At 73.6% G+C, this 25152-nt stretch carries 19 protein-coding genes; 11 read left to right on the top strand and 8 right to left on the bottom strand.

What is annotated here, in order from left to right; translation table 11 throughout:
* Nucleotides 1–49 precede the first annotated feature (49 nt).
* Nucleotides 50–1093 (top strand): glycosyltransferase family 2 protein, encoded by a 1044-nt coding sequence (locus IF47_RS0117515; protein WP_031509751.1) that lies wholly within the window; start codon nt 50–52, stop codon nt 1091–1093.
* Nucleotides 1094–1236: 143 nt separating this feature from the next.
* Here the strand turns inward: IF47_RS0117515 and IF47_RS0117520 are convergent, their stop codons facing one another.
* From IF47_RS0117520 to IF47_RS0117535, 4 genes are all read right to left on the bottom strand, one after another.
* The gene (locus tag IF47_RS0117520; protein WP_031509752.1) at nt 1237–2958 is read right to left on the bottom strand and encodes an LCP family protein; all 1722 of its coding nucleotides are present in this window, start codon (nt 2956–2958) and stop codon (nt 1237–1239) included.
* A gap of 37 nt (nt 2959–2995) precedes the next feature.
* Complete coding sequence (locus tag IF47_RS0117525; RefSeq protein ID WP_031509753.1) at nt 2996–4861, bottom strand: LCP family protein; 1866 nt, start codon at nt 4859–4861, stop codon at nt 2996–2998.
* 241 nt (nt 4862–5102) lie between these two features.
* Entirely contained in the window at nt 5103–6305 is a 1203-nt protein-coding gene (locus IF47_RS0117530) for an LCP family protein (RefSeq protein ID WP_078591916.1), read from the bottom strand.
* Between the two features lie 197 nt (nt 6306–6502).
* Entirely contained in the window at nt 6503–7261 is a 759-nt protein-coding gene (locus IF47_RS0117535; protein ID WP_031509755.1) for a TIGR03089 family protein, read from the bottom strand.
* A gap of 137 nt (nt 7262–7398) precedes the next feature.
* On the opposite strand from IF47_RS0117535, the gene IF47_RS0117540 reads away from it, so the two are divergent.
* Together IF47_RS0117540 and IF47_RS0117545 are read left to right on the top strand one after the other, a co-directional pair.
* A complete protein-coding gene (locus tag IF47_RS0117540; RefSeq protein WP_031509756.1) occupies nt 7399–8823 on the top strand; it encodes a peptidoglycan recognition protein family protein in 1425 nt (474 codons plus the stop codon).
* 150 nt (nt 8824–8973) lie between these two features.
* Nucleotides 8974–9936 carry a DNA-3-methyladenine glycosylase family protein gene (locus IF47_RS0117545; protein ID WP_031509757.1) on the top strand — a complete coding sequence of 321 codons (963 nt, stop codon included), beginning with the start codon at nt 8974–8976 and terminating at the stop codon, nt 9934–9936.
* A 57-nt stretch (nt 9937–9993) separates the two neighbouring features.
* Here IF47_RS0117545 and IF47_RS0117550 read toward each other — a convergent pair whose 3' ends face one another.
* From IF47_RS0117550 to IF47_RS0117560, 3 genes are read right to left on the bottom strand one after another with little or no spacing between them, the layout of a single operon-like run.
* Nucleotides 9994–11355: a coenzyme F420-0:L-glutamate ligase gene (locus tag IF47_RS0117550; protein WP_031509758.1), complete on the bottom strand. Its 1362-nt coding sequence runs from the start codon at nt 11353–11355 to the stop codon at nt 9994–9996.
* Nucleotides 11352–12314: a 2-phospho-L-lactate transferase gene (cofD, locus tag IF47_RS0117555; RefSeq protein ID WP_031509759.1), complete on the bottom strand. Its 963-nt coding sequence runs from the start codon at nt 12312–12314 to the stop codon at nt 11352–11354. The genes IF47_RS0117550 and cofD overlap by 4 nt, the downstream gene beginning before the upstream one ends.
* Before the next feature lie 46 nt (nt 12315–12360).
* On the bottom strand, nt 12361–12882 hold the full coding sequence (locus tag IF47_RS0117560; RefSeq protein WP_031509760.1) for a cysteine dioxygenase: 522 nt from the start codon (nt 12880–12882) through the stop codon (nt 12361–12363).
* 752 nt (nt 12883–13634) lie between these two features.
* On the opposite strand from IF47_RS0117560, the gene IF47_RS0117565 reads away from it, so the two are divergent.
* The 3 genes from IF47_RS0117565 (at nt 13635) to IF47_RS0117575 (ending at nt 19589) form a co-directional block, all read left to right on the top strand.
* Nucleotides 13635–13898 (top strand): WhiB family transcriptional regulator, encoded by a 264-nt coding sequence (locus tag IF47_RS0117565; RefSeq protein ID WP_003950432.1) that lies wholly within the window; start codon nt 13635–13637, stop codon nt 13896–13898.
* A 364-nt stretch (nt 13899–14262) separates the two neighbouring features.
* Nucleotides 14263–18039, top strand: a complete 3777-nt coding sequence (locus IF47_RS0117570) for a glycosyltransferase family 2 protein (protein ID WP_051717819.1) — start codon at nt 14263–14265, stop codon at nt 18037–18039.
* Nucleotides 18036–19589, top strand: a complete 1554-nt coding sequence (locus IF47_RS0117575) for a DUF5719 family protein (RefSeq protein WP_031509762.1) — start codon at nt 18036–18038, stop codon at nt 19587–19589. The genes IF47_RS0117570 and IF47_RS0117575 overlap by 4 nt, the downstream gene beginning before the upstream one ends.
* A gap of 91 nt (nt 19590–19680) precedes the next feature.
* Here IF47_RS0117575 and IF47_RS0117580 read toward each other — a convergent pair whose 3' ends face one another.
* On the bottom strand, nt 19681–20151 hold the full coding sequence (locus IF47_RS0117580) for a metallopeptidase family protein (RefSeq protein WP_078591921.1): 471 nt from the start codon (nt 20149–20151) through the stop codon (nt 19681–19683).
* 378 nt (nt 20152–20529) lie between these two features.
* Here IF47_RS0117580 and IF47_RS0117585 point away from each other — a divergent pair, with 378 nt between their 5' ends.
* From IF47_RS0117585 to manA, 5 genes are all read left to right on the top strand, one after another.
* Complete coding sequence (locus IF47_RS0117585) at nt 20530–20922, top strand: DUF3499 domain-containing protein (RefSeq protein WP_031509764.1); 393 nt, start codon at nt 20530–20532, stop codon at nt 20920–20922.
* Between the two features lie 52 nt (nt 20923–20974).
* Nucleotides 20975–22336 carry a phosphomannomutase/phosphoglucomutase gene (locus IF47_RS0117590; RefSeq protein WP_031509765.1) on the top strand — a complete coding sequence of 454 codons (1362 nt, stop codon included), beginning with the start codon at nt 20975–20977 and terminating at the stop codon, nt 22334–22336.
* A 160-nt stretch (nt 22337–22496) separates the two neighbouring features.
* A complete protein-coding gene (locus IF47_RS29575) occupies nt 22497–22667 on the top strand; it encodes a Trm112 family protein (protein ID WP_078591917.1) in 171 nt (56 codons plus the stop codon).
* A 27-nt stretch (nt 22668–22694) separates the two neighbouring features.
* Nucleotides 22695–23864, top strand: a complete 1170-nt coding sequence (locus tag IF47_RS0117600) for an SIS domain-containing protein (protein WP_031509766.1) — start codon at nt 22695–22697, stop codon at nt 23862–23864.
* Nucleotides 23865–23922: 58 nt separating this feature from the next.
* On the top strand, nt 23923–25146 hold the full coding sequence (gene manA / locus IF47_RS0117605) for a mannose-6-phosphate isomerase, class I (protein ID WP_031509767.1): 1224 nt from the start codon (nt 23923–23925) through the stop codon (nt 25144–25146).
* Nucleotides 25147–25152 lie beyond the last annotated feature (6 nt).

A 25152-nucleotide genomic window follows, 5' to 3' on the forward strand; every position in this document is an offset into this window, starting at 1 on the left:
CACCCGGCTGCCGTGCGAGGCGGTCACCCGTTCGCGGTACCGTGGCCCGGTGACGTCTCCAGCCGAAACCCCCTCCCCGGCCGCGGCGCCGCCCGCGGTCTCCGTGATCATGCCGGTGCTCAACGAGGAGCGGTACCTGCGCAGCTCCGTACGGCACATCCTGGAGCAGGAGTACGCCGGTGAGCTGGAAGTCGTGATCGCCCTCGGTCCCTCGGAGGACCGCACCGACGCCATCGCCGCGGAACTGGTCCGCGAGGACCCGCGGGTGCGCACGGTGCCCAACCCCAGCGGCCGTACGCCCGCGGGGCTCAACGCCGCCATCGCCGCCTCCCGCCACCCGATCGTGGTGCGCGTGGACGGGCACGGCATGCTCTCGCCGAACTACATCGCGACCGCCGTACGCCTGTTGGAGGAGACCGGCGCGGCGAACGTCGGCGGCATCATGCACGCCGAGGGCGAGAACGACTGGGAGAAGGCGGTGGCCGCCGCCATGACCTCCCGGATCGGCGTCGGCAACGCCGCGTTCCACACCGGCGGCGAGGCCGGCGAGGCCGAGACCGTCTACCTGGGCGTCTTCCGCCGGGAGGTGCTGGAGCGGCTGGGCGGCTACAACGAGGAGTTCATCCGGGCGCAGGACTGGGAGCTGAACTACCGCATCCGTCAGGACGGCGGGCTGATCTGGTTCTCGCCCGAGCTGCTGGTCTCCTACCGGCCGCGTCCGAGCGTCCGCGCCCTGGCCAAGCAGTACCGCAACTACGGCCGTTGGCGGCACGTGGTGGCCCGCTACCACTCCGGTTCGATCAATCTGCGCTACCTGGCGCCGCCCGCGGCCGTGGTGGCCATCGGGGCGGGTCTGGTGGTGGGCGCGCTGGTCACGCCGTGGGGCCTGGTCGTCCCGGCGGGCTATCTGGCGGCGATCACCGCGGGCTCGATCCCGGCGGGCAAGGGGCTGCCGGTGAAGGCGCGGGTGCGGATTCCGCTCGCCCTGGCCACCATGCACATGTCGTGGGGATGGGGCTTTCTGACCAGCCCGCGCAAGCTGGCGGAGAAGGTGAAGGCCAGTCGTCGGGACCCGGTGACCGCCGGCGGCTGACCGCCCGGGCGCCGGGGCCGCGAGAACGGCGAAGGAAGACGGCGAGAAGGACGGCGAGAAGGACGGCGAGAAGGACGGAGCGTGGGGTCGCGGTACGCGGCCCCACACCTGTCACCGGACGGCCGCGTCACCGGACGGCCGTGTCACCAGACGTGGGCGGGGTTCACCTCCATACAGGCGTCCTTGTCCTCGCCGTTGAGCGCGTCCGCGCTGTCCGGGGCCCGGCGCTTCCCGTCCTTCGGGCTCGGCTCCGTCTTGGGGTAGGCGTCCCCGGCGCGCCAGTCGGCGCCGATCACCAGGGTGATCCCGTCGACGTCGGCGGAGCGCCGCACGGCCCGCTCGGGCAGCCCGAGGGCTCCTGCGACGGCCAGGGCGTCGCCGCGCCGGTCCTGATCCGGGTACGACAAGGTGGTGTTCGCCTGGGAGACGGCGGTGGGGTCGGCCTCGGCCCGGGTGAAGCCGAGCCGGTGCAGCAGGTCGGTGACGGTGGCAGCGCGGCCGTTGACGGGGGCCAGGGCGGTGGAGCCGGTGCCGTTCCTGACCCGCACCGGAATCCGGTCGGCGGGGGCGGCCTTCTCCTCGGCGTCCTTCTTCGGCTTCTCGTCCTTGCCGTCGAGCGCGATGTCCTCGCGGATGAGCGAGAACACCTCCTCGGCGTCGCCGGGCTTGGGCACCACGTAGCTGCCGCCGCCCGCGTACTCCCACGGCATGGTGGCCATGGTGATCCGGCCCGTGGGGACCCGCTTGAGCTCGTTCGCCAGGTCGTAGAGCTCCTTGACGGTGCCGATGCCGTCGTCGACGGTGAGGGCCTTGGTGGCGGCCTCGGCGAGGGAGCGGAGCTTGCCCGGGTCGGTGAGCTTGGTGCCCGCCTTGAGCCGGCGCACCATCGAGTTCATGTACATGTGCTGGGCCTTGGCCCGGCCGATGTCGCTGCCGTCGCCGAAACCGTGCCGGGTGCGCAGCCACTGGAGGGCCCGCTCGCCCGTGATGGTGGTGGTCCCCTTCTTCAGGCGCAGGCCCGACCGCCGGTCGTGGACGTTGGCGTCCACACAGACCGGGACACCGCCGACGGCGTCGGCCATGTCCACCACGCCCGCGAAGTCGATCATCATGAAGTGGTCGATCGGGATGTCGGTCAGTTCCATCCAGGTGGCCACCGTGCAGCCCGGACCGCCGTGCTGGAGGCTGGAGTTGATCTTGTCCACGGTCCGGGGGTGGACCGTGCCGTCCTCGGGGTCGGTGCACTCGGGGATGGTGACCCTGGTGTCACGGGGGATGCTCAGCACCGACATGCTGCGGCGGTCGGCGGAGAGGTGCAGCAGCATCTGCACGTCGGCGAGCGGTTCGCGGCCCACCTCGTTCCGGGCGCCGCCGAGTTCGACGTTCCGCGCGGAGTTCCGGCTGTCGGAGCCCAACAGCAGGATGTTGACGGGCGAGCGGCCGGCGGCGTCCGTGCCGTGACCGAGCTGCTTGTCGCCGAGGTTGAGGGGTTTTTTGGTGAGGTTGCCGTTGAGGTGCTCGTAGTAGAGGTAGCCGGCGCCCGCCGTGCCGAGGATCAGCACCGACAGGCCGAGCGCCGTCCAGCGCAGCACCCGCCTGCCGCGGCGTGGGATCCGGGGCCGGTCGTGCCGTGAACCGTCGGGTCCCTTGGGCGCTCCGGACCCCTTGGCCCCCTTGGCCCCCTTGGGGACATTGGCCTCTTTGGAGCCGGCGCTTTTGCCCGCGGGCGCGTCGGCGTCCGTGCCGTCCTCCTCCGGCCCGTCGTACAGGCTGTCGTTCCAGCCGAAGTCCTCTGCCCGGGGAGCGCGTCCGCGCGCTCCCTCGCCCCGTACGGCACTGTGCCCCAACGGGTCTTCCTCCCCCATGTCGTTCAGCCGGCGTCGAAGGCGCGGCGCACGGGCCTCACTTGGCGCATATCTGCTTGTCGGCCTCCACGTTCCCGAGGTCCTCCGGAGGCTTCGTCGGGGCGGCGATGGGGATGCCGGCCCCCTTGAAGTCGGCGCCCAGCGTCAGCGTCATCGGCTCGAGGGGCTCGGCGTCCTCGGTGCCCTGCTTCAGCGCGGAGGCGGGCAGACCCATGATGTCCGCGAGCTTACGGGCCTGGTCGGCCTGGTTGGGGGCGAACTCCAGGGTCGTCTCGGCGATCCTGGAGGGCGCGTTGCCGCCGTTGCTGGACTTCGGCACGCCTTGGGAGTTCTGCAGCCAGGAGAGCGTGGCCTGTGCGGCGCCGGCGATCTCCCCGCCGTTGAGGACCTCGACCCGCACGTCGGACGCCGCGGCCCGCTCGCCCTTGAGCAGCGCCTCCTGCTCCTTCTTGGCCTTGTCCTTGGCGGCCTTCTCCTTCTTCTCCACCTCGGTGAGGGAGACGTCGTTCTGCAGCATCGAGAACAGCGGACGCGCCTTGGCCTCGTCGAGGACGACCGTGGCCTTGACCCGCTCCGCGGGGTTGTCGTTCACCGGCAGGGTGACGAAGGAGATGTTCTTGGTGTTGATCCCGCTGATCTCCTGACCGAGCTGGGTCAGCTTCTTGATGGTGCCTATGCCGGTGTCCACCGTCAGCGCCTTGGTGACGGCGTCGGCCAGGTCCCAGAGCTTGCCCGGGTCGGTGAGGGTGTCGTTGGACTTCAGCTTGCGGATCATCGAGCTCAGGAACTGCTGCTGGACCTTGATGCGGTCCAGGTCGCTGCTGTTGCCGAAGCTGTTGCGGGTGCGGACGAAGGCCAGGGCGTCCTCGCCCATGACGGTGCTCACGCCCGCGGGCAGGTCCAGCTTGGACTTGGGGTCCTTGACGGGTTTCTCCAGGCAGACGTCGACGCCGTCGATCGCGGTGGTCAGCGTCTTGACGGCGTTGAAGTCGGCCATCATGAAGTGGTGGACGTCCAGGCCGGTCAGTTCCTTGACCGTCCGCATGGTGCAGCCCGGGTCGCGGCCCTCTTGGCCGAGGCTGTTGTTGAACCGGGTGCTCGGCGTGCCCGGGATGATCTCGGTGGAGCCGTCCGCCTGCTTGGTGGGGCAGTCGGGGATGTCGGTGATCAGGTCCCGGGGGATGCTCAGGACGGTCGCGTTGGTGCGGTCCTCGGAGACGTGGAAGAGGAACGTGGTGTCGGCGTGGCCGCCGCTGCCGCTGTCCCCGTAGCCCTCGTTGCCCTTGCCGGTGCGCTTGTCGGTGCCGATCAGCAGGATGTTGATCGGGCCGCCCTCGCCGAAACCGCCGTTGCCCGCGTTGCCGACGTCGACCGTGCTGAGGTTGCCGTCGAAGTGCTCGTAGGCGATGTACGCGGCGGCCGAGGTGCCGACGACCAGGAAGGCCGTGACGCCGCCGGTCCACAGCAGGGCCTTCTTCTTCCGGTCCTTCTTCGGCTTGGGCTTGCGCCGGCCGGTCTGCCGGCCGGCCTTCGGGCCGTCGCCGCCCGCGGCCCCGCCGCCGGCCGACGGGCTCTCCGCCGCGCGCCGGCGACGCTGCCGGGGTACCTCGCCGCGGGGAGTCGCCGTGCCCCGGTCCGCGGCTCGGGAGCCGGAAGCCCGGGAGCCGGAAGCGCGGGAGCCGGCGGACCGGGAACCGGCGGCGCGCGTACCGGTGGCCCGAGAGCCGCCGGCCCGGGGAGAGGACGAGCCGGACGGAGCGGAAACGGAGGGGGACGGCGGGGCGGAGGTCGCCTGCGCTCCGGAGGAAGGCAGTCGCAGTCTGTAGTCGCCGGTGTCCGGGTCGAACACCCACTGATCTGCGGGGTCCATGTCACCCGCCCGTCCACGGCTTTGCGCGTCCACGGTTGTTCGAGTCCTCCGTCGATGCCACGCAGCGCCTTTCCTTGGGGGTGTCAAGGCGCTTGGTCAGTCATCATGTGGTGCGCGGCCGGCTGGGTGAGCGCACCGGGTTGCACACACTATCTGGGAGAGTGCGGTGCAGAGCACCCCTGTAGGCAAGTTGTCTTGGTCACCAAAGGGGCATTCCCTGTCAATTTTTCGGCCAGGGGGTGTGTTGTTTTTCTCGGGCGTCCCCACCGCGTGCTCATCCGCATACGTTTTCGGCCAAGGGGGCCCGTCCTCCGGGTGAGGGCGAGGCGGTCGGCTCCGCCGGCCCGGCCTCGGTCGACGACGGCGTGAACCCGGCCCTGGACGCCTCGGTCCCGGCCTCGGGGGAGCCGGATTCCTCGGGGGAGGTCTCCGGCTCCGGCACCGGTTCGTCGTTGAGCAGTGCCGTGAACAGCCGCTCGGCGTCCGGCTGCACCAGCTCGTCGCGGTTGGGGTCGTAGGTGTACGGCTGCCGGGGCGCGGTCATGAACCGCACCCGGTCCGTCGGGATGTCCCGCACGCTGGTCGCCAGGTCGTAGAGCTCGGCGAGGGAGTCCAGTCCGGGGTCGGCGGTGAGCGAGGACGTCACCGCGTCCAGCACCGAGTAGAGCCTGGTGGGGTCGGTCAGGATGCCCTCGTCGTGCACCTTGCGCAGCAGCAGGGAGAGGAACTCCTGCTGACGGGCCATGCGTTGGGTGTCGCTGCCGTCGCCGATGCCCTTGCGGGTGCGGACGTAGCCGAGGGCCTCCTCGCCGTCGAGCGTCTGGAGGCCCGCGTCCAGGGCGAGTTGGGCGTCGGGGTCGTCCACCGGCTCGGCCAGGCAGACCTCGACGCCGCCGACCGCGTCCACCAGCTTGGTGAAGCCGGCGAAGTCCACCACGATGTGGTGGTCCACGCGGATGCCGGTGAGGTTCTCGACGGTGCGGATCGTGCAGGCCGCCCCGCCGAACTGGAAGGCCCAGTTGAACTGGGCGAACCGGGCCCGGGTGAGGGTGCCGTCCGGCTGTTCGCACTCGGGGATGTCCACCATCAGGTCGCGCGGTATCGACACCCCGGTGGCGCTGGAGCGGTCGGCGGACAGGTGCAGCAGGATCGTGGTGTCCGAGCGCTGGGTGCCGCTGTCGCGGCCGTACTTGCGGTTCTTGCCGCCGCGGTCGTCGGAGCCTATGAGGAGGATGTTCTCCGCCTCGTGCACCACCGGCTCCGGGCGCTCGCTCTCGAAGCGCCGCAGTTGGTTGACGGCCTCGACATCCGTGCGGATGTTGCCGTCCAGCTTGTTGTAGAGGGTCCAGACCACCCCGGCCGCCGCGAGCACGGCGACCGACGCCCCCAGCGCCGTCCAGCGGAGCCAGCGACGACGGGGCGGGAGTGGGAGATCGGCCGGGTGCGCACCCTCGGGTTCGGTCACGTCTGCGTTCATCCCTCGCACGGTTGGCGGCGTGTCCACGCACGCGCACAGGCGTGCGGTCGCCGGTCTCCTGTACAGACACTCGATGGGCGTGGGGGGTTGTACGGGCGGCGCGGAAAAATCACTTGCGCGACCGGTGGCCGCGCGGCCCGTCCCGGACGCCGGGATTGTCCCGACGCCCGAAACGGATCGGGGGTGTTCGGGACGGATCAGTCGGCGACGTGGGTGACGCGCTCGCTCGCCTTCCGCTCCTCCAGCGTCGAGGCGTCCAGGCGTTCGGCGTGACGGCACAGCACGACGGAGCCGCCCGCGGCCAGCGGGGCGAACAGTCCGGCCGACAACCCCTCCCAGGAGTCGTACGGCAGCACCGACAGCAGTCGTGAGCCGGGGCCGAGCCCGCGGGCGGCGGCGTCGGCGCGGGCGCGCTCGACGATCTGCGCGCCGGTCAGCTCCGCGCCGTCGACGACCAGCGCGGGCGCGTCCGGGTCGACGGGGGCGTAGGGGGTGAAGCGGTCGCCCTGGCTCGGCACCTCGACCGCGTAGTCCAGGAACCCGTCGGGCGCCTGGGGGAAGCGGGCCCCGAGGGGGCGCAGGGCGAGCGCGACGCGCTCGCCGGTGCAGGCGCGGGCCTCGGCGAGGGTGTCCGGGCCGCTGACGACGAGGTCGGCGCCCGAGGCGGCCTCGGGCCCGGTCAGGTCGGCGACGACCGAGGTGGAGGAGCAGGCGAGCAGCCAGACCGCGGTCTGCCAGTGGGCGGGCAGCAGCAGCGCGAGGCGGTCGCCGGGCTCGGCGGACAGGTCGTCCTGGAGGAGGTTGGACGTCTTCGCCACCCAATTGGCGAGGGTGGCGACGGAGAGTTCGACACGCTCGCCGGTGGCGTCGTCGTAGAAGGTCACCAGCGGGCGGGCGGCGTCCGCGGCGAGCGCGGATCGCAGCAGGTCGGCGGGGGTGCGATCGGTGGTGTTCATCGGCGTCAGGGTACGCGGGCCGCTCCTCGGGGGACGCCGGGGCGGAGCGGAGTCGACGGGCGACGGAAGGCGGCCGGGGTCACGGTCCGTCAATGTCCGGTTCGACAGAGTTACCACCTCTGTCCAATATCGGATTTATGCGTGCATTCATTGCGTCCTCGATCGGTGTCGCCTGCGCGGCCGCCGCGGCGCTGCCGCTGTCTCTGCCCACCGGAGCGGCGAACAGCGCTTCCGCGGCCACCGTCTCGGCCCCCGTCCCCGTGACCTCTCCCCGGCTGCCGGGCAGTACCCGGTCGCTGCCGCTCGTCCCGCTGACCCCGCCCGACGCGACCCCCTCACCCGGCTCCCCCGGCTCGGACGGCTCGTCCGACGAATCCTTCCCCCTGGGCCTCCCGGCGCGCGAGGTCGAGCCCTTCTCGCTGCTCGGCGTGGTCTGGAACGACCCCGAGGAGGAACTGCACGGCCGGATCCAGGTGCGCACCAAGGCCGTGGACAGCGGCGCCTGGACGGACTGGCAGGACCTGGAGACCCACGCCGACAGGCCCGATCCCGACTCGGCCGAGCGCAAGGACAGCGGGCTGCGCGGAGCCACGGCCCCGCTGTGGGTCGGCGACTCCAACGGCGTACAGGTCCGGGTCGTGCCGGAGAAGGCCGAGGGCCCCGACCAGACGGCGGCCCTGCCCGAGGGGCTGCGCCTGGACCTGGTCGACCCCGGCGAGACCCCCACCGACGACCTCACCCCCCAGGCCCGCGCCAGCGGCGAGGCCAACGCCGACCTCGCCCCGATCGGCTCCCACGAGATCCCCGCCCTGGACCAGGAGGCGTCCCAGGGCGATCTGTTGGCCGCGCGCGTCGACCGGAACCCCGGAACGGAGGGCACGGCGAACAGCGCGGAGGTCGGCACGGTGGTCGGCCCGGAGGTCGGCGGGACGACTGGCGAGCTGACCGCCGCCACCGCCGCCCCCATCGGTCCGCGCCCGGCCATCGTCACCCGCAGGGGCTGGGGAGCCGACGAGAGCATCCGCGGATCGTTCCTCTACACCAACACGGTCAAGGTCGCCTTCGTCCACCACACGGCGGCGAGCAACAACTACTCGTGCTCCCAGTCGGCCTCGATCATCCGGGGCATCTACCGCTACCACGTCAAGAGCAACGGCTGGCGGGACGTCGGCTACAACTTCTTCGTCGACAAGTGCGGGAAGATCTTCGAGGGCCGCGCCGGAGGCGTGGCCAAGCCGGTGATGGGCGCCCACACCTACGGCTTCAACGCCGACAGCACCGGCATCGCCGTCCTCGGCACGTACAACACCACCAACCCCTCCAACGCGGCGGTGAACGCCGTCTCCAGCCTGGTCGCGTGGAAGCTCGGCCTGCACGGCGTCAACCCCAAGGGCACCGCGGTCATGACCTCCGCCGGCGGCAAGTACAGCAAGGGCACCAAGGTCAGGTTCAACACCGTCTCCGGCCACCGGGACGGCTATGTCACCGGCTGCCCCGGCGACCGCCTCTACGGGAAGCTGGGCACCATCCGGAACAACGCGGCCCGGTTGCAGGGCAGGTAGCACCAAGGCTCCCGCCGCGCCGGGCGGCCCGGCCTAGACTGGCCCGGACCGCCCGGCGCGGAAGCCGGTGTACGGTCGGAGAGCGGCCAGGAAGCAGGACGGACCGGTGACAGAGACGATCGCCCACACCGGAGGCGGGAGCATCCGGCCGTGACCGGCGCTCCCGCCACCCGCCGCTGGGCCCCGCCGGAGCCCTGGGAGCCGCACGACCTGTACCGGAACCTGCGGGTCCTGCGGCGCGGCCCGTACGACCCCGCCTGCCGCGTGGCCGGCGGCGCGGTCTGGCGGGCCACCCGCACCCCGTGCGGACCGGCCACCCTGTGCCTGGAGCCCGACGCGGGCGCGGGCGAGGTGGTGGCCCGCGCCTGGGGGCCGGGAGCCCCGTGGGCGCTCGACGGCCTCCCCGCCCTCCTCGGCGCCGACGACGACCCGTCGGCCTTCGTCCCCCGCCACCGGCTCGTCGCCCAGGCCCACCGCCGCCTGCCCGGACTGCGGCTGGTCCGCACCGGCCTGGTGCTGGAGTCGCTGATCCCCTCGATCCTGGAGCAGAAGGTCACCACCGAGGAGGCGTACCGCGCCTGGCGGCGGCTGCTGCGCCGCCACGGCGAGCCCGCGCCGGGCCCGGCCGGGACGCGCTCCGGGGCGGCGCTCACGGGGATGCCCGAGCCGATGTACGTGATGCCCGAGCCGCGCGCCTGGGCGCTGATCCCCTCCTGGGAGTGGCACCGGGCCGGCGTGGACGCCAAGCGCTCCTCGACGATCCTGCGCGCCGTCGCCCGCGCCCGCCGGCTCCAGGAGGCGGCGCACATGGACCCGGTGGCGGCCACGGCCCGACTGACGGCGATCCCCGGCATCGGACCGTGGACGGCGGCCGAGACGCTCCAGCGCGTCCTCGGGGCGGCGGACGCGGTGACGGTCGGGGACCTCCACCTGCCGAGGATCGTGGTCCACGCCCTCACGGGCGCGCGGGACGGCGACGACGAGCGGATGCTGGAGCTGCTCGCCCCGTACGCGGGACAGCGCCACCGCGCCACCCGGCTGATCCTGTCGACGGGGCGCGTCCCGCCCCGCCGCGCGCCCCGCTTCCCGCGCGTGGACATCGCGCGCCTGTGAGCGCCCGGGGCGCGCGGTCGACCGGCGGGCGGCTCGACGGGCGGCTCGGTGGACGACTCAGCGGACGACGGTGAAGGCGTCGGCCGTCCGCGGCGGGCGGGGCCTGGGCGGAGCCGCCGCCCGGCCGATGGCCACCGCGCCCATCGGATCCCAGTCGGCGGGGAGGTCCAGCACCTCCCGCACCACGTCACGGCAGAACATCGTGGAGGACACCCACGCCGACCCCAGCCCCTCGCCGGCCAGGGCGACCAGGAAGTTCTGCACGCCGGCGCCGGCCGCGACCACGAACATCTCCCGTTCGGCGGTCGACCGACGCGCGTCCGGGTAGACGTGCGCCCCGTCGGCCACCAGGCACGGCACCGCCAGGTACGGGGCGTTGCGCAGCACGTCGCCGCGCCGAATCCGTTTGGCGATGCTCTCCTCGCTCTTCCCGTCCCGGCGCAGGTCGGCCACCCACGCGTCGCGCATGGCGTCCAACAGCCGGGTGCGCGACCGCTGTGACTCCAGCAGGACGAAGCGCCACGGGGTGGTGTGGTGCGGCGCCGGGGCCGTGACCGCGGCGGCCACCGCCCGCCGCACGGCCGCGCCGTCCACCGGCTCGTCGGTGAACTCCCGGACGGTGCGCCGCAGCGTCACCGCCTCCCGGACGGCCTCCGAGGTGCCCAGGCGGAACATGTCGTTCGCCGCGTCGCGGATCAGCGCGCGGGCCCCGGCATCGTCCGCGCCGCCGTCGCCTCCCCGGTCGTCGTCGCCCTCGAACACCACGTGGTGGGGCAGGCCCCGGACCACCGCGACCGGCAGCCCGTCCGCCTTGCCCTTCACCAGCTCGCCGGCCCCGGCCAGTTCGTCGCCCACCGCCGTGACCGTCACGCCCAGCGGGTTGCCGTACATGTCGGTGCCGCCGCGCAGGTCCTGGAGGACCCGCACGCCGGCGGCGCCGATCGCCACGTCGGTCTGGCCCTCGCGCCAGGGGCGCCCGAAGGTGTCGGTGATCACGACGCCGACCTCGACGCCCAGCGTCTCGCGCAGGCCGTCGCGGATGCGGCGCGCGGAGGCGTCCGGGTCCTCGGGCAGCAACAGCACCGTCCCGGCACGGGTGTTGGAGGCGTCGACCCCGGCCGCGGCCATCACGAAGCCGTGCCGGCTCTCCACGATCCGCGCCGGGCCGCGTCGGGCGACCACCCGCACGGTCTCGGCGTCGATGGCGGCCTCGCGGTCGGCGGCCTCCACCACCCGACCCTCGGCCTTGCTGACGATCTTCGAGGTGACGACCAGCACGTCCCCGTGCGCCAGCCCGGGCAGGCCGGGCGCGGTGGCCGCGTCCGCCAGCAGCTTCACCAGGTCGTCGCCGGGGCTCACCTCCGGAATCCCGGGCAGCGCCCAGACCCGGTACGCCGGGACCTCAGCGGAGCCGTTCACACCCGCACCTCCTCGGCGAGCGACAGCGCCTCGTGCGCCATCCGGGCGGTGGCGTCCGTGTCCGTCATCATCAACGGCACGGCCCGGCAGCGGATGCCCGCCGCCTCGACCTCGGGCACGGCGTCCGCGTCCACGGTGTCCACCAGCCAGCCGTCCAGCAGGCCCGACCCGTAGTGCCCGGCCACGGCCGCGGCGGTGGCCTCCACTCCGACGGCGGCCAGCACCTTGTCCGCCATCCCGCGCACCGGGGCGCCCCCCACGATGGGGGAGAGACCCACCACCGGCACCCCGGCGTCGGCGATCGCCTCGCGGATGCCGGGCACGGCGAGGATCGTGCCGACGCTGACCACCGGGTTGGACGGCGGGAAGAGGACGACGTCGGCCGAGGCGATGGCGTCCAGCACGCCCGGCGCGGGCTTGGCCTGCTCGGCGCCGACCGGCACCACGGCCCGCGCGGGCGGGACCGCCCTCAGCCGCACCCAGTACTCCTGGAAGTGCACGGCCTTGCGTCCGCCGTCCTCCGCGTCGATCACCACGTGGGTCTCGACTCGGTCGTCGGTCATCGGCAGCAGCCGCACGCCCGGGTTCCAGCGCGTGCACAGCGCCTCGGTGACGGCGCTGAGGGGGTAGCCCGCGTCGATCATCTGGGTGCGGACGATGTGGGTGGCGATGTCGCGGTCGCCCAGGCCGAACCAGTCCGGTCCGACGCCGTAGGCCGCCAACTCCTCCTTCACCGCGAAGGTCTCGTCGGCGCGGCCCCAGCCCTGCTCCTCGTGGATGCCGCCCCCGAGGGTGTACATCACCGTGTCGAGGTCCGGGCAGACCTTGAGGCCGAAGAGGTGGATGTCGTCCCCGGTGTTGCCGACGACCGTGATCTCGGCGTCGGGCACGGCCTTCTTCAGCCCACGCAGGAAGCGGGCACCACCGATGCCCCCGGCCAGAACCACAATGCGCTGCATAAGGGACAGTCTCTCAGGATGGGGACGCCCCCTTCCGGTCGGGGCGTCAGCCGAGGGACGAGGTCCGGAGCGGGGGGACGTCCCGGTGCGCGGGGGTGCACGCGAGGGCGTGCGGGGGGCGCATCGGCATCTCGGTCAGGCCGGGGAAGTAGACGTGCAGGCTGACGGCCGGTTCGAGCGCGTCGTTGACGACCTCGTGCGCGTAGCCGGGCGCGAAGACCCGCTGGGCGCCCGCGCCGAGCGCGCGGACCCCGCTCGGGCTCCGCTCGGTCAGCTCGCCGTCGAGGACGGTGAGCACCCCGGAGGAGGGGCCGTGATCGTGCGGCCCGCTGCCCTGGCCGGGCACCCAACTCAGCAGCCAGACCTCGTAGCCGGGGCCGGTGCGCAGCCGGTGGTACCAGCGGGTGGTGGCGTCGTACCGGACGAGCGGGGCCCAGCCGGCGCGGTCGGCCGCGATGGCGCGGGCCAGGCCGGCGAAGCCGGCGACGGTGGAGGGGTGGGCGGGGACGGGCGGCAGGAGGTGGGGCACGGCGAGCGGGTCGCCGGCGATCTCGACGTCGCTGTTCACGGTCAAGGTCCTCTGGAGCGAAGGCAGGCGGAGAAGGGGGAAGGTCCCGGAACGGCCGGGAGGCGGGGGAGGCGGAGGCGGTGGGACGCGAAGGAGGGCGCAGAGAGGGCGCAGACGGGAGGCAGAAGGGAAGCAGAGGTGAGGCAGAGCCTCGGAACCCCGCTCGGTGCCTCGGTCGGCGCTCTGGTCAACGCCTCGGCGAACGCCTCAACAACAGCGACAGCGACAGGAGAAGCAGGCAGCGCGAAGGGCCCCGCGGAGGCGGGCCGGGCTGAACGCGCGAATCGCTGGCATGACACCAAGAAGAGCGGGTACCCCGTCTCGCTGTCAAACGGATGGCCCGTTTGGCAGGTGTGATTCACCACATCCGGTCGTGGGGGGCGCTGAAAGGTTTATGCGGGCCGAAGACGGACAGGCGGCGCAACATCCGTATGGAGCAACGCCGTTGTGGATCCGTGATCCAACTGTGATCAACTTCTCTTCGGCGCGTGGAGGGCAACGCGGTCGGAGTCGGTCGCGTCCTTCCGAGCGGGGTGAAGGAGTGAGCGGGATGTCCGATCTGTGTGTCATAGTTTGTGGTGATTTAAGCACTTAATGCAGGGCCTTGGTTCCGCAGGGTGAATAACGGGCCCATTAGCAGATCCCGGCTTGACTCGGGTGGATGCACACACTTGTAATTTCACTCGTGTCGTTCGGCCGGGATCGATAACGACAGCATCACGGGGACGTAAAGACAGACGAGGGGCGCACGCATGACCGAGCTGTTCGAACAACTGCTGGTCGAAGAGGCGGACGAGGAGCTCGGCTGGCAGGAGCGCGCGTTGTGCGCCCAGACCGACCCCGAGTCCTTCTTTCCCGAGAAGGGTGGCTCGACGAGGGAGGCCAAGAAGGTCTGCCTCGCGTGCGAGGTCCGCTCCGAGTGCCTGGAGTACGCCCTCGCCAACGACGAGCGCTTCGGCATCTGGGGCGGTCTGTCCGAGCGCGAGCGTCGCCGCCTGAAGAAGGCCGCCGTCTGACGGACCGCCGGCTCCTCCGCCGTCGAACCGTCGGAACCGGCTCCGGTCTCCCGCCCGACGGACCGACCACCGGCCACCGTCCGTCCGCCGCCTGACGAACCGGCACACACCACCACACAACGCCACACGGTTCCCCCGGCATCCGGTCCGCCTCCCGCTCCACACGCGGGAGGCGGACCGCTGTTCGGGGGCCGTCACACGGGACCCCGAACGACGGGCCGCGCTCAGCCATTAGTGTGGGGGGCCGTCCACGACGCGATCGCCGCCCGTGCGGCACCCGCGTCCGGCTCGATCCACAGCCAGTCCGACGCAGCAGCCTTCCGGGGGGCGACCCCCGGACCCCGGCCGGAGGGCCCCTACCCCGATGTCCGTGCACAGCCACCCGGCGGCCCAGTACGAGGCGGCCACAGCAGCGTTCGCTTCTCCCCAGCCAGGGGCGTTCGGTTCCACCCAGCCACCGGAGTTCCCGCGGCACGTCGTCACCGCCGTGATCGTCGCGCACGACGGCGCGCGCTGGTTGCCCGACGCCCTGGCCGGACTCGTCAACCAGGAGCGTCCGGTGCAGAACATCGTCGCCGCCGACACCGGCAGCGCCGACGAATCCGCCCGACTGCTCACCGAGGCCCTCGGCCCCGACCGCGTCCTGCACCTCGCCCGCCGCACCGGGTTCGGCGCGGCCGTCGACGAGGCGGTCCGCACCGCGCCGGTCATGGGCCCCGACGACCTGCCCTACCTCAAGCGCCCCAGCGGCTGGGACCCGGTCACCCGGACCTGGCGCGACGACGCCTACGACCTGCCCGAACTACCCCACGGCGAGCCCGTCCAGTGGCTGTGGCTGCTGCACGACGACTGCGCGCCCGAACCGGACGCCCTCGCCGAACTGCTGCGGGTCGCCGACGCCAGTCGTTCGGCCGCCGTCGTCGGACCAAAGCTGCGTAGCTGGTACAACCGGCGCCAACTGCTGGAGGTCGGCGTCTCCATCGCCAACAGCGGGCGCCGTTGGACCGGCCTGGACCGCCGCGAACAGGACCAGGGCCAGTACGACCAGGTGCGCCAGGTGCTGTCCGTCTCCACCGCCGGCATGCTCATACGCCGCGACGTCTTCGAGGAGCTCGGCGGCTTCGACCGGCGCCTGCCGCTGATGCGCGACGACGTGGACCTGTGCTGGCGGGCCCAGGCCGCCGGCCACCGCGTGCTCGTCGCCCCGGACGCCGTCCTGCGGCACGCCGAGGCCGCCGCGCGCGAACGGCGCCCCATCGACTGCATGGGGCGGTCGGTCGCCGGCCCCCACCGGGTGGACAAGGCGGGCGCGGTCTACACGCTGCTGGTCAACGCCCCCGGCAAGCTGCTGCCCTGGGTCCTGCTGCGGCTGGTCCTGGGCACTCTGCTGCGGATGGTGGCCTATCTGGTCGGCAAGGTGCCCGGGCAGGCGCTCGACGAATTCACCGGGCTCGCCGGCGTCCTGATGCGCCCCGGCCTCGTCCTCGCCGCCCGGCGCAGACGCGGCAGAGCCGTCGTGAGCCACTCCGACCTGCGCCCCCTCTTCCCGCCGCCCGGCGCGACGGTGCGGGCCACCGTCGAGCAGATCGCGAGCAACCTCACCCGCCGCTCCGACCCCGACCTCTCCGCCGGCGGACGGCACGGCGCCGTCGAGACCGGCCCCGGTGACGAGGACGCCGATTTCCTGGACGTCGAGCAGTTCGCCCGGTTGAAGCGGATCGCCCGCAAACCGGCGCCCGTGCTCTTCGCCCTCCTCCTCGTCGTCTCCCTGGTGGCCTGCCGTGACCTGCTGGGCGGTGGCGCGCTGGCCGGCGGCGCCCTGCTGCCCGCGCCCGGCGACGTCACCGACCTGTGGACGCGTCACCTGGAGTCCTGGCAGCCGGTCGGCGTCGGCGGCTCCGCGTCCGCGCCGCCGTACCTGGCGGTCCTCGCCACGCTCGCCACCGTCTTCCTCGGCAGCACCGGATTCACCCTCACCCTGCTGCTGGTCTGCTCGGTGCCGCTGGCCGGGCTCACGGCCTACTTCGCCTCCCGGCCGCTGGTCGAGTCCCGACTGCTGCGCGCCTGGGGCAGCGTGGCCTACGCCTTCCTCCCCGCCGCCACCGGAGCCCTGGCGAGCGGCCGGCTCGGCACCGCCGTCCTCGCCGTCACCCTGCCGCTGATGGCCCGTGCGGCGGTCGCCGCGGCGGGGCTCCGCGGGAGCGACGAGGGCGGGCCGGGGTGGCGGCCCGTGTGGGCCTGCGCGCTGCTGCTCACCCTCACCACCGCGTTCACCCCGGTGATCTGGCCGATCGCCACCGTGCTCACGCTGGTGGTCGTGGCCCTGCGGGTGCGACAGGGCACCCACGCGGTGGCGTACGCGATCCGCGGCGTCGTGCTGTCGGCGGTTCCGCTGGTGCTGCTCGCGCCGTGGTCGCTGGAGCTGTTGACCGACCCCTCGGCCTTCCTGGACGAGGCCGGGCTGCCGTACGGCGAGGGCACCGCCTCCGCCACCGGACTGCTCGCGCTCAACCCCGGCGGGCCGGGCACCGTGGGCGGCATGCTGTTCATCGGCGTGGTGGCGGCCGCGCTCGCCGCGCTGCTGCGCACCGAGCGGCGCACGGCGATCGTCGCCGCCTGGAGCGCCGCCCTGACCGGTCTGCTCTTCGCCGCCCTCTCGGGCGGGTCGGGATGGGCCGGTCCCGCCACCCTCGTCTACGGGCTGGCGCTGCTGGCCGCCGCCGTGGTCGGCGCCGACGGCGCGTACGAGCGGGTCGCCGCGCAGAGCTTCGGCTGGCGGCAACCGCTCGCGGCGCTCATCGCGCTGGCGGCCGTCGCGGCGCCGCTGGTGGCCGCCGTCGCGTGGATGGCGGCCGGTGCGGACGGGCCGCTGTCGCGGCGCGGCCCGGCGCAGGTCCCGGCGTTCGTCGCGGAGGAGAGCAACACCAGCGACCGGCCGCGCACCCTCGTCATCGACGGCGAGGGCGGCGGCACGGACACCGCCTCCGGCGACGCGACCCGGGTCTCCTACAGCCTGGTGCGCGGCTCCGGCGCCCGCCTGGGCGACGGGGACGTGGCCCACACGGTCGGCGACGACCCGCGGCTGGGCGAGGTGGTCGGCAACCTGGTGGCGGGCTCCGGCGCCGACCAGACCGGTCAGCTCGGCGGCTACGCCGTCCGCTACGTCCTGGTGCGCGACGGAGCGCCCCGGGAGATCGGTCGGGTGCTGGACTCGACGCCGGGTCTGACCAGGCTGAGCGAGCAGGACGGCGGGGCGCTGTGGCGGGTGGACGCCCAGGTCGCCCGCGTCACCATCGTCCCCGGCGAGTCGGGGAAGGACGCGCGCTCCGGCGAGGAGGCCGAGTCGGTCACCGTCCCCGCCGGCCCGGTCGAGGCCCACACCGAGATCCCCGCCGGCCCCGCCGGCCGGGTGCTGCGGATCGCCGACGCGGCCGACCCCGGGTGGCAGGCCACGCTCGACGGGCGCGCGCTGAAGCCGGTCACCGTGGACGGCTGGGCGCAGGGCTTCGAACTGCCCGCCGAGGGCGGCCGGTTGGACCTGACGCACGAAACCTCCCTCGCGCACACCGGATGGGTGTGGACACAGGGCTTCCTGGCGCTGGTGGTGCTGGTCATGGCGCTGCCGGGACGGCGCCGCGAGGTCGACGACGACCTGCCGGAGGCCGAGACGGTGCCCGCGGAGCCCGTGGCGGGCGAGGGGCGCCGGGCACGCAGGCTGCGGGCGGCCCAGGAGGCCGCCGGCGGTCCGCCGCCGGAGCCGGAGGCCCGTCCCGAACCGACACCTGAGCCGGCATCCGAGCCGACCCCCGAACCGGCGCCCGTGCCCGCGGAGCCCGACGTCCGGCCTCAGGACCCGTACGTGCCCCAACAGGACCACGGCGGGTGGGACGGCCGGTACGCCGACCAGTCCGACCCCTACGGCGGGGGCGGACAGCACCGGCCGTCCTACGACGGGTACGACGGATACGGCGGTTACGGTCAAGGGGGTTACCAGGAGGGCTACGGCCAGGGCGCGTACGGCGGCGGCTACGGCCAGGAGGGTTACGGCCACCAGGGCCACGGCCAGGGCGGCCACGACCCGAGCGGCCACGGCACCCCGCAGGACGGCACCACGTACGGCAACAGGAGCGACCACCCATGAACCGCACCGCCTACTCCCTGATCGGCGTGGTCACCGCGCTGGCCGCCGTCACCGGTCTCGCCTCGCTGAACGCCCCCTCCGACGACCCGGCCGCCCCCACGGCGGCGTCCCGGCTCCCGGTGGAACGCTCCACGCTGGTGTGCCCGCAGCCCACCTCCTCGGAGATCGGCGAGACGACGTACACCGCCTTCACCCCCAAGGGCGGCGCGGAGCGGAAGACGGCCGGGAAGGACACGGCCGAGCTGCTGCCCGCCGCGAGCACCCTGGAGGGCGGCGGGCAGAGTGGCGGCAAGGACGGCGACGGGAAGAAGAAGGGACCCGAACCGGTCGCGCCGGTGAAGGAGCCCGGCGTCCCGGTCGTCGCCGAGGTCGACCGCTCCGGGTCCCCCGCGCTCACCGGCTCGGCCGACGGCCGGCTCGCCCCCGGCTGGACGGTTCAGCAGAGCACCCTCGTCACGGCCGGCACCGGCCGCGGGCTGCTGGGTCTGTCGTGCACGGTGCCCGACACCGAGTTCTGGTTCCCCGGCGCGAGCACCGCCGAGGACCGCCACGACTACATCCACCTCACCAACCCCGACGACGCCCCGGCCGTGGTCGACCTGGAGCTGTACGGCAAGGACGGCTCGGTGAGGACCGAGAGCGGGGAGGGCATCAACGTCCCCGCCCGCGCCACGGTCCCCGTGCTGCTCTCCACGCTCTCGCGGGAGCCGGTGACCAACGTGGTCGTGCACGTCGTGGCGCGCAGCGGCCGGATCGGCGCCCAGGTGCAGTCCCTCGACGACGAGCTCGGCGGCGACTGGCTGCCGGCCTCCGTCGCGTCCCGCGACGGCCTGGTGCTGCCCGGCATCCCGGCCGACGCCACCGCCGTGCGCCTGGTGGTCTTCGCCCCCGGTGAGCAGGACGCCGACCTGAAGGTGCAACTGTCGACCCCCACCGGCGTGATCACCCCGGCCGGTCAGGAGACCCTGCACGTCAGGAGCGGGACGACCGTCGCCGTGGACCTCGGGGACATCACCCGGGGCGAGGCGGGGACGCTGCTGCTGAGCCCGACGGAGGAGGGCAAGCGGGCGCCGGTGGTGGCCGCGGCACGGGTGCTGCGCGGCAAGGGGAGCAAGCAGGAGACGGCGTTCGTCCCCGCCACCGCGCCGATCGAGGAGCGCGCGTCCGTCGCCGGCAGCGACGCCGGGGCGCAGAGCGGCGATGACGCGGAAACCGACGCGGAAACGGTGCTCTCCCTGACGGCGCCGGAGAAGGCCGCGAAGGTGCGGGTGACGGCCTCGGCGGGCAGCGACGGCGGCGAGCCGGTGAGCAAGACGTACACCCTCGAGGCCGGCACCACGACGGCCGTGGACGACCTGCGGCCGAACGGCGGCAAGGGGCGGTACGCGCTCACCGTCGAGCGGCTCTCGGGCGGACCGGTGTACGCGGCGCGGACGCTGGGGGTGTCGGAGGACGGCATCCCGATGTTCACCGTGCAGACGCTCCCGGACGACCGGGGCACGGTGGCGGTGCCGCGGAGCGAGCAGGACCTGTCCGTGCTGCTCGACTGAGACGTCCCCCGACCGGGACCCACCTTGACCGGGGCGTCCCCCGACGGGGGCGTCCCTCGACCGAGAGGCCCGGGGCGCCCCGCCCCGGGCCTCAGTCCTGCCCGTACCTTGGGTCGATCGACTCCGGGGCCAGCCCGAGGAGTTCGGCGACCTGCTCCACGACGACCTCGTGGACGAGCAGGGCCCGGTCGTCGCGCGTCCTGGACCGCAGCTCGATGGGGCGCCGGTAGACGATGATGCGGTCGGGTCTGCCGTCCCGCGCCGCCGTGTACCGACCGAGGGGGACGGTGTCCGGACCGTCGCCCCACAGCCCGCCCCAGTCGTCGTCCTCCGCGGACCGGGCGGGCGGTACCTCCTGCACCACGAACTCGACCCTGGCCAGTTGCGGCCACTTCCGCTCCAGCCGGTCCGCCGAGTCGCGCACCAGATCGTCGAAGGCGTCGGCGCGGCTCATGGCGATGGGCACCTGGGGAGGCGCGATGGGGCCGCGCATGCCGCGTCCGTGACGATCCCGGCGACGCGGTCGCGGATCGGGGCGGTGAGGCGGTACAGGGTTGCTCATCATCCTGAGAGTAGCCCTCCGGGGGAGGCCGGGGACCCGCGGCGACGCGGGGCGCTCCCGCGCGCGGAGGCACCGCGGGAGGCGCGACGGGCGGCACCGCGGGACCCCCGGAAGGCAAGCGTCGCCGGTCGGTCGAATCCGAATTCTCCCGGAGCGGTTTCGGTCATCCCTTCGATCGAAGATCGCTCCTCGATGACGGTATCCGAACGAAGCGATAACGGCCCCTCTGTCCGACCCATATCGGGGCTTTTCCGTCACAGGGCAGGTCAGCCGGGGCGCGACCGGCACGCACGGCCCCGGAGAACCGGTACGACACAACCGGGTGACCCGCAGGAGAGTCGTCGCGGCCCGCTCAAGAGTGCGGTACCGTCCAACGTCGTGAGCCCTGTACGTCGCTGTTCGCGCACCGCGTGCGGCCGCCCTGCCGTGGCGACGCTGACGTACGTCTACGCGGACTCGACCGCCGTCCTCGGCCCCCTGGCGACCTACGCCGAACCCCACTGCTACGACCTGTGTTCGGAGCACTCGGAACGGCTGACCGCCCCACGCGGCTGGGAGGTCGTCCGCCTCGCCGTGGACACCGGCCCCGCCCGCCCCAGCGGCGACGACCTGGAAGCCCTGGCCAACGCCGTGCGCGAGGCCGCCCGGACCCCTCGGCGCAGGACCGCCGCCCCCGCCGAACGGCCCGGCCCCGGCGGCGTGCGCGACCACGACCTGATGGAGGTGGCCAGACGAGGCCACCTGAGGGTGCTGCGCTCCCCCGAGAACTGATCCATCCCGGTTACATTTGGGCTGTCACCAGATACTCCAGAAGGGGTGGACCGTGCCTGACCTGTCGCAGATCGTGAAGGCGTACGACGTGCGTGGCGTGGTGCCCGACCAGTGGGACGAAGGCCTCGCCGAACTGTTCGGTGCCGCGTTCGTGCGGGTCACCGGCGCCGACGCGATCGTGGTCGGCCACGACATGCGCCCCTCCTCGCCGGGCCTGTCCCGGGCCTTCGCGCGGGGCGCGGCCGACCAGGGCGCCGACGTCACCGAGATCGGGCTGTGCTCGACCGACCAGCTCTACTTCGCCAGCGGCCGGTTCGACCTGCCGGGGGCGATGTTCACCGCCAGCCACAACCCCGCCCGGTACAACGGCATCAAGATGTGCCGCGCGGGCGCCGCCCCGGTCGGCCAGGACACCGGTCTGGCCGAGATCCGCGCCCTGGTGGAGGAGTGGGCCGACGCCGGCGCCCCCGCACCCGTGGCGGACCGGGGGACGATCGACCAACGGGACGTCCTGGCCGACTACGCCGCCCACCTGCGCTCCCTGGTGGACCTCACCGCCATCCGCCCCCTGAAGGTCGTGGTGGACGCGGGCAACGGCATGGGCGGCCACACCGTGCCCACCGTCCTGAAGGACCTGCCGATCGAGCTGGACGCGATGTACTTCGAGCTCGACGGCACCTTCCCCAACCACGAGGCCAACCCGCTGGACCCGGCCAACATCGTCGACCTCCAGGACCGGGTGCGGAAGACCGGCGCCGACATCGGACTGGCCTTCGACGGCGACGCCGACCGCTGCTTCGTCGTCGACGAGCGCGGCGAGCCGGTCTCGCCGTCGGCCGTCACCGCCCTGGTCGCGGCCCGCGAACTGGCCAAGCACCCGGGCTCCACGGTGATCCACAACTGCATCACCTCCTGGTCGGTCCCCGAGGTCGTGAAGGAGGCGGGCGGCATCCCGGTGCGCACCCGGGTGGGCCACTCCTTCATCAAGGAGGAGATGGCCCGGACCGGAGCGATCTTCGGCGGCGAGCACTCGGCGCACTACTACTTCCGCGACTTCTGGAACGCCGACACCGGCATGCTCGCCGCCCTCCACGTCCTGGCCGCGCTCGGCGGGCAGGAGGGCACCCTGTCGGAACTGGTCGCCCAGTACGACCGCTACGCCTCCTCCGGCGAGATCAACAGCACCGTCGACGACCAGGCCGCCCGCGCCGCCGCCGTCAAGGCCGCCTACGCCGACCGCCGGGGAGTGGAGCTGGACGAGCTGGACGGCCTGACGGTCACCGCGCCCGGCGACTGGTGGTTCAACCTCCGCCCCTCCAACACCGAGCCGCTGCTGCGCCTGAACGTCGAGGCCCGCGACGCGGAGACGGTCGCGCGGGTCCGCGACGAGGTGCTGGCCGTCGTCCGCGGCTGACCCGAGCCCGAACGTGCCCGAACGCCCCCGGCCCGCCGGGAGCCGCACGCCGCCCCCGGATGTCCACGGGTCGTCCACGGTGCGACACCCGCGGGTGGCGTGTCGCGTGCCGGCGGTACGCTGACCGCACGACCGCACTTCCTCGAAGGGACGCACACCCATGCCGCTCGAAGCCGGCCTCCTGGAGATCCTCGCCTGCCCGGCGTGTCACTCCCCGCTCCGCGAGGAGGGCGACGAACTGATCTGCGGCGGCGCCGAGTGCGGGCTGGCCTACCCCGTCCGGGACGGCATCCCCGTCCTCCTCGTCGACGAGGCACGCCGCCCCGCCTGACCACCCCGGCGACCGGAGAGGCCGCACATGCTGGACGAGACCCTGCTCGACGCCCCCGAGGCCCTGGCCGGGGCCGACACCCACGGGCTGCTGCGCGAAGCCGCCGCGTCCGGGGCCCGCGTCCGTACGGCCCTCCGGCACGCAGCCGAGGCGGGGCTGACCGACCTGCGCCCCGAAGGGCGCCCCCGCGGGGTCCTCGTGGCGGGGACGGGCCCCGCCGTCTCCTGCGTCGCCGACCTCCTCGGGGCCTTCGGCAACGGCGCCGTCCCCGTCACCCTGCTCCGCCCGACCGGCCCCCGGGCGTCCCCCGGCGCCCTGCGCTGGACGCTGCCCGGCTGGGTCGGACCGCTGGACCTGCTGCTGCTCGCCACACCCGACGGCACCGAGGCGGGCCTGGCCGAACTCGTCGAGCAGGCGTACCGCAGGGGCTGCACCGTGGTCTCCGTCTGCCCCGCCAAGGCCCCGCTGGCCGATGCGACGGCCCAGGCCCGCGGCCTGTCCGTGCCCCTCGCCGCCGTGCCGGGCCAACGGTACGAGGGCCCCGACCCCCGCGACGCCTACGAGCAGCCGCGGCAGAGCCCGCCCGCCGCCCCCGGCGTCCTGTGGGCGCTGCTCACCCCGCTCCTCGTCCTGGTCGACCGGCTGGGCCTGGCCACCGCCGAGTCCGCCGGCCTCCACGCGCTCGCCGACCGGCTCGACCGGGTCGCCGAGCGCTGCGGCCCCGCTGCCGCCACCTACAACAACCCGGCCAAGGCCCTGGCCACCGAGTTCTCCGGCGCGCTGCCGCTGCTGTGGAGCGAGGGCACCGTCGCGGACGCCGCGGCCCGCCACTGCGCCACCACCCTCACCGCGCTCGCGGGCCGCCCCGCGCTGGCGGCCGGACTGCCCGAGGCGATGACCGTCCACGGCGCGCTGCTCGACGGCGCGCTCTCACGCGACGACACGGACGACTTCTTCCGCGACCGCGTGGAGGAGCCGGAGCCGCCGCACACCCGGATCGTCCTGCTGCGGGAGGGCGCCCCGACGGCCGACTCCGCCGCCGTCGCCGCCCGCGACCTGGCGTACGGGCACGGCACCCCGGTCAGCGAACTGGAACCGGCCGAGGGCAGCGGCCCGTTGGAGATCGCCGCCGAACTGCTGGCCACCCTCGACTTCGCCGCCGTATACCTCACGCTCGCCACCGGCGAGCGGCCCTGACGGGCCCGACGGGCGGCCCCGAACCGAACCGGACGAGCACCCAAGGACACCACCCGGCATGGACCTCCTCGCCAACACCGTGCGCCCCTATGCCTGGGGCTCCACCACCGCCATCCCCGAACTGCTCGGCACCGAGCCGACCGGCGAACCGCAGGCCGAACTGTGGATGGGAGCCCACCCGGGCGCCCCGTCACGGGTCGACCGCGGCGCGGGCGAGACGCCCCTGTCGGAGGTGATCGAGGCCGATCCCGAGGGCGAGTTGGGCGCGGAGACCGTCCGCGCCTTCGGACCGCGCCTGCCGTTCCTGCTGAAGGTGCTCGCGGCGGCCTCGCCGCTCTCGCTCCAGGTGCACCCCGACCTCGTCCAGGCCAGGGAGGGCTTCGCCGACGAGGAGGAGCGCGGCGTCCCCGTCGACGCCCCGCACCGCAACTACAAGGACGCCAACCACAAGCCCGAACTCGTCTGCGCCCTCACCCCCTTCACCGGCCTGTGCGGCTTCCGCCGCCCCGCGGAGACCGCCGAGCTGCTGGAGGCCCTGGACGTCGACCGGCTCAAGCCGTACGCGGACATCCTGCGGGCCCAGCCCGAGGACGAGGCGCTGAGCGAGGTGCTGACCGCCGTCCTGTCGGCCGAGCGGGAGGCGATGGCCGAGACCGTCGACGCGGCGGCGCGGGCGGCCCGGCGGCTCGGCGCCGAGGATGGGCCCCACGCCCCGGAGTACGCCGCCTACGCGGGCATCGCGGACCACTACCCCGGCGACCCGGGCGTGCTGGCGGCGATGCTCCTCAACGTCGTGCGCCTGGAGCCCGGAGAGGCCCTCTACCTGGGCGCCGGCGTCCCGCACGCCTACCTCGACGGTCTCGCCGTGGAGTTGATGGCCAACTCCGACAACGTGCTGCGCTGCGGCCTCACCCCCAAGCACGTGGACGTGCCCGAACTGCTGCGCGTCGTCCGCTTCGAGCCGGTCGACCCGGACGTGCTGCGGCCGGAGGCGACGCCCGACGGCGAGGAGGTGTACGCGACGCCCGTCGACGAGTTCCGGCTCTCCCGCCACGTCCTGACGCCGCGGTCCGCGCCGCGCGTGCTGGACGACCGCACCCCCCAGATCCTGCTGTGCACGGACGGGGAGATCACCCTGCGGCGGGCGGACGGCGGGACGGACCGGAACGAGGGAAGCGCCGAACTGGTCCTCGGAAAGGGCCGGTCGGCCTTCGTTCGGGCCGGAGAAGGTGTGAGGGCCTTCGGCAGCGGTACTCTCTTCCGCGCGACCGTGGCGGTCTAGCCGCGG

The organism is Streptomyces megasporus, from assembly GCF_000718985.1.
GTDB lineage: Bacteria > Actinomycetota > Actinomycetes > Streptomycetales > Streptomycetaceae > Streptomyces > Streptomyces megasporus.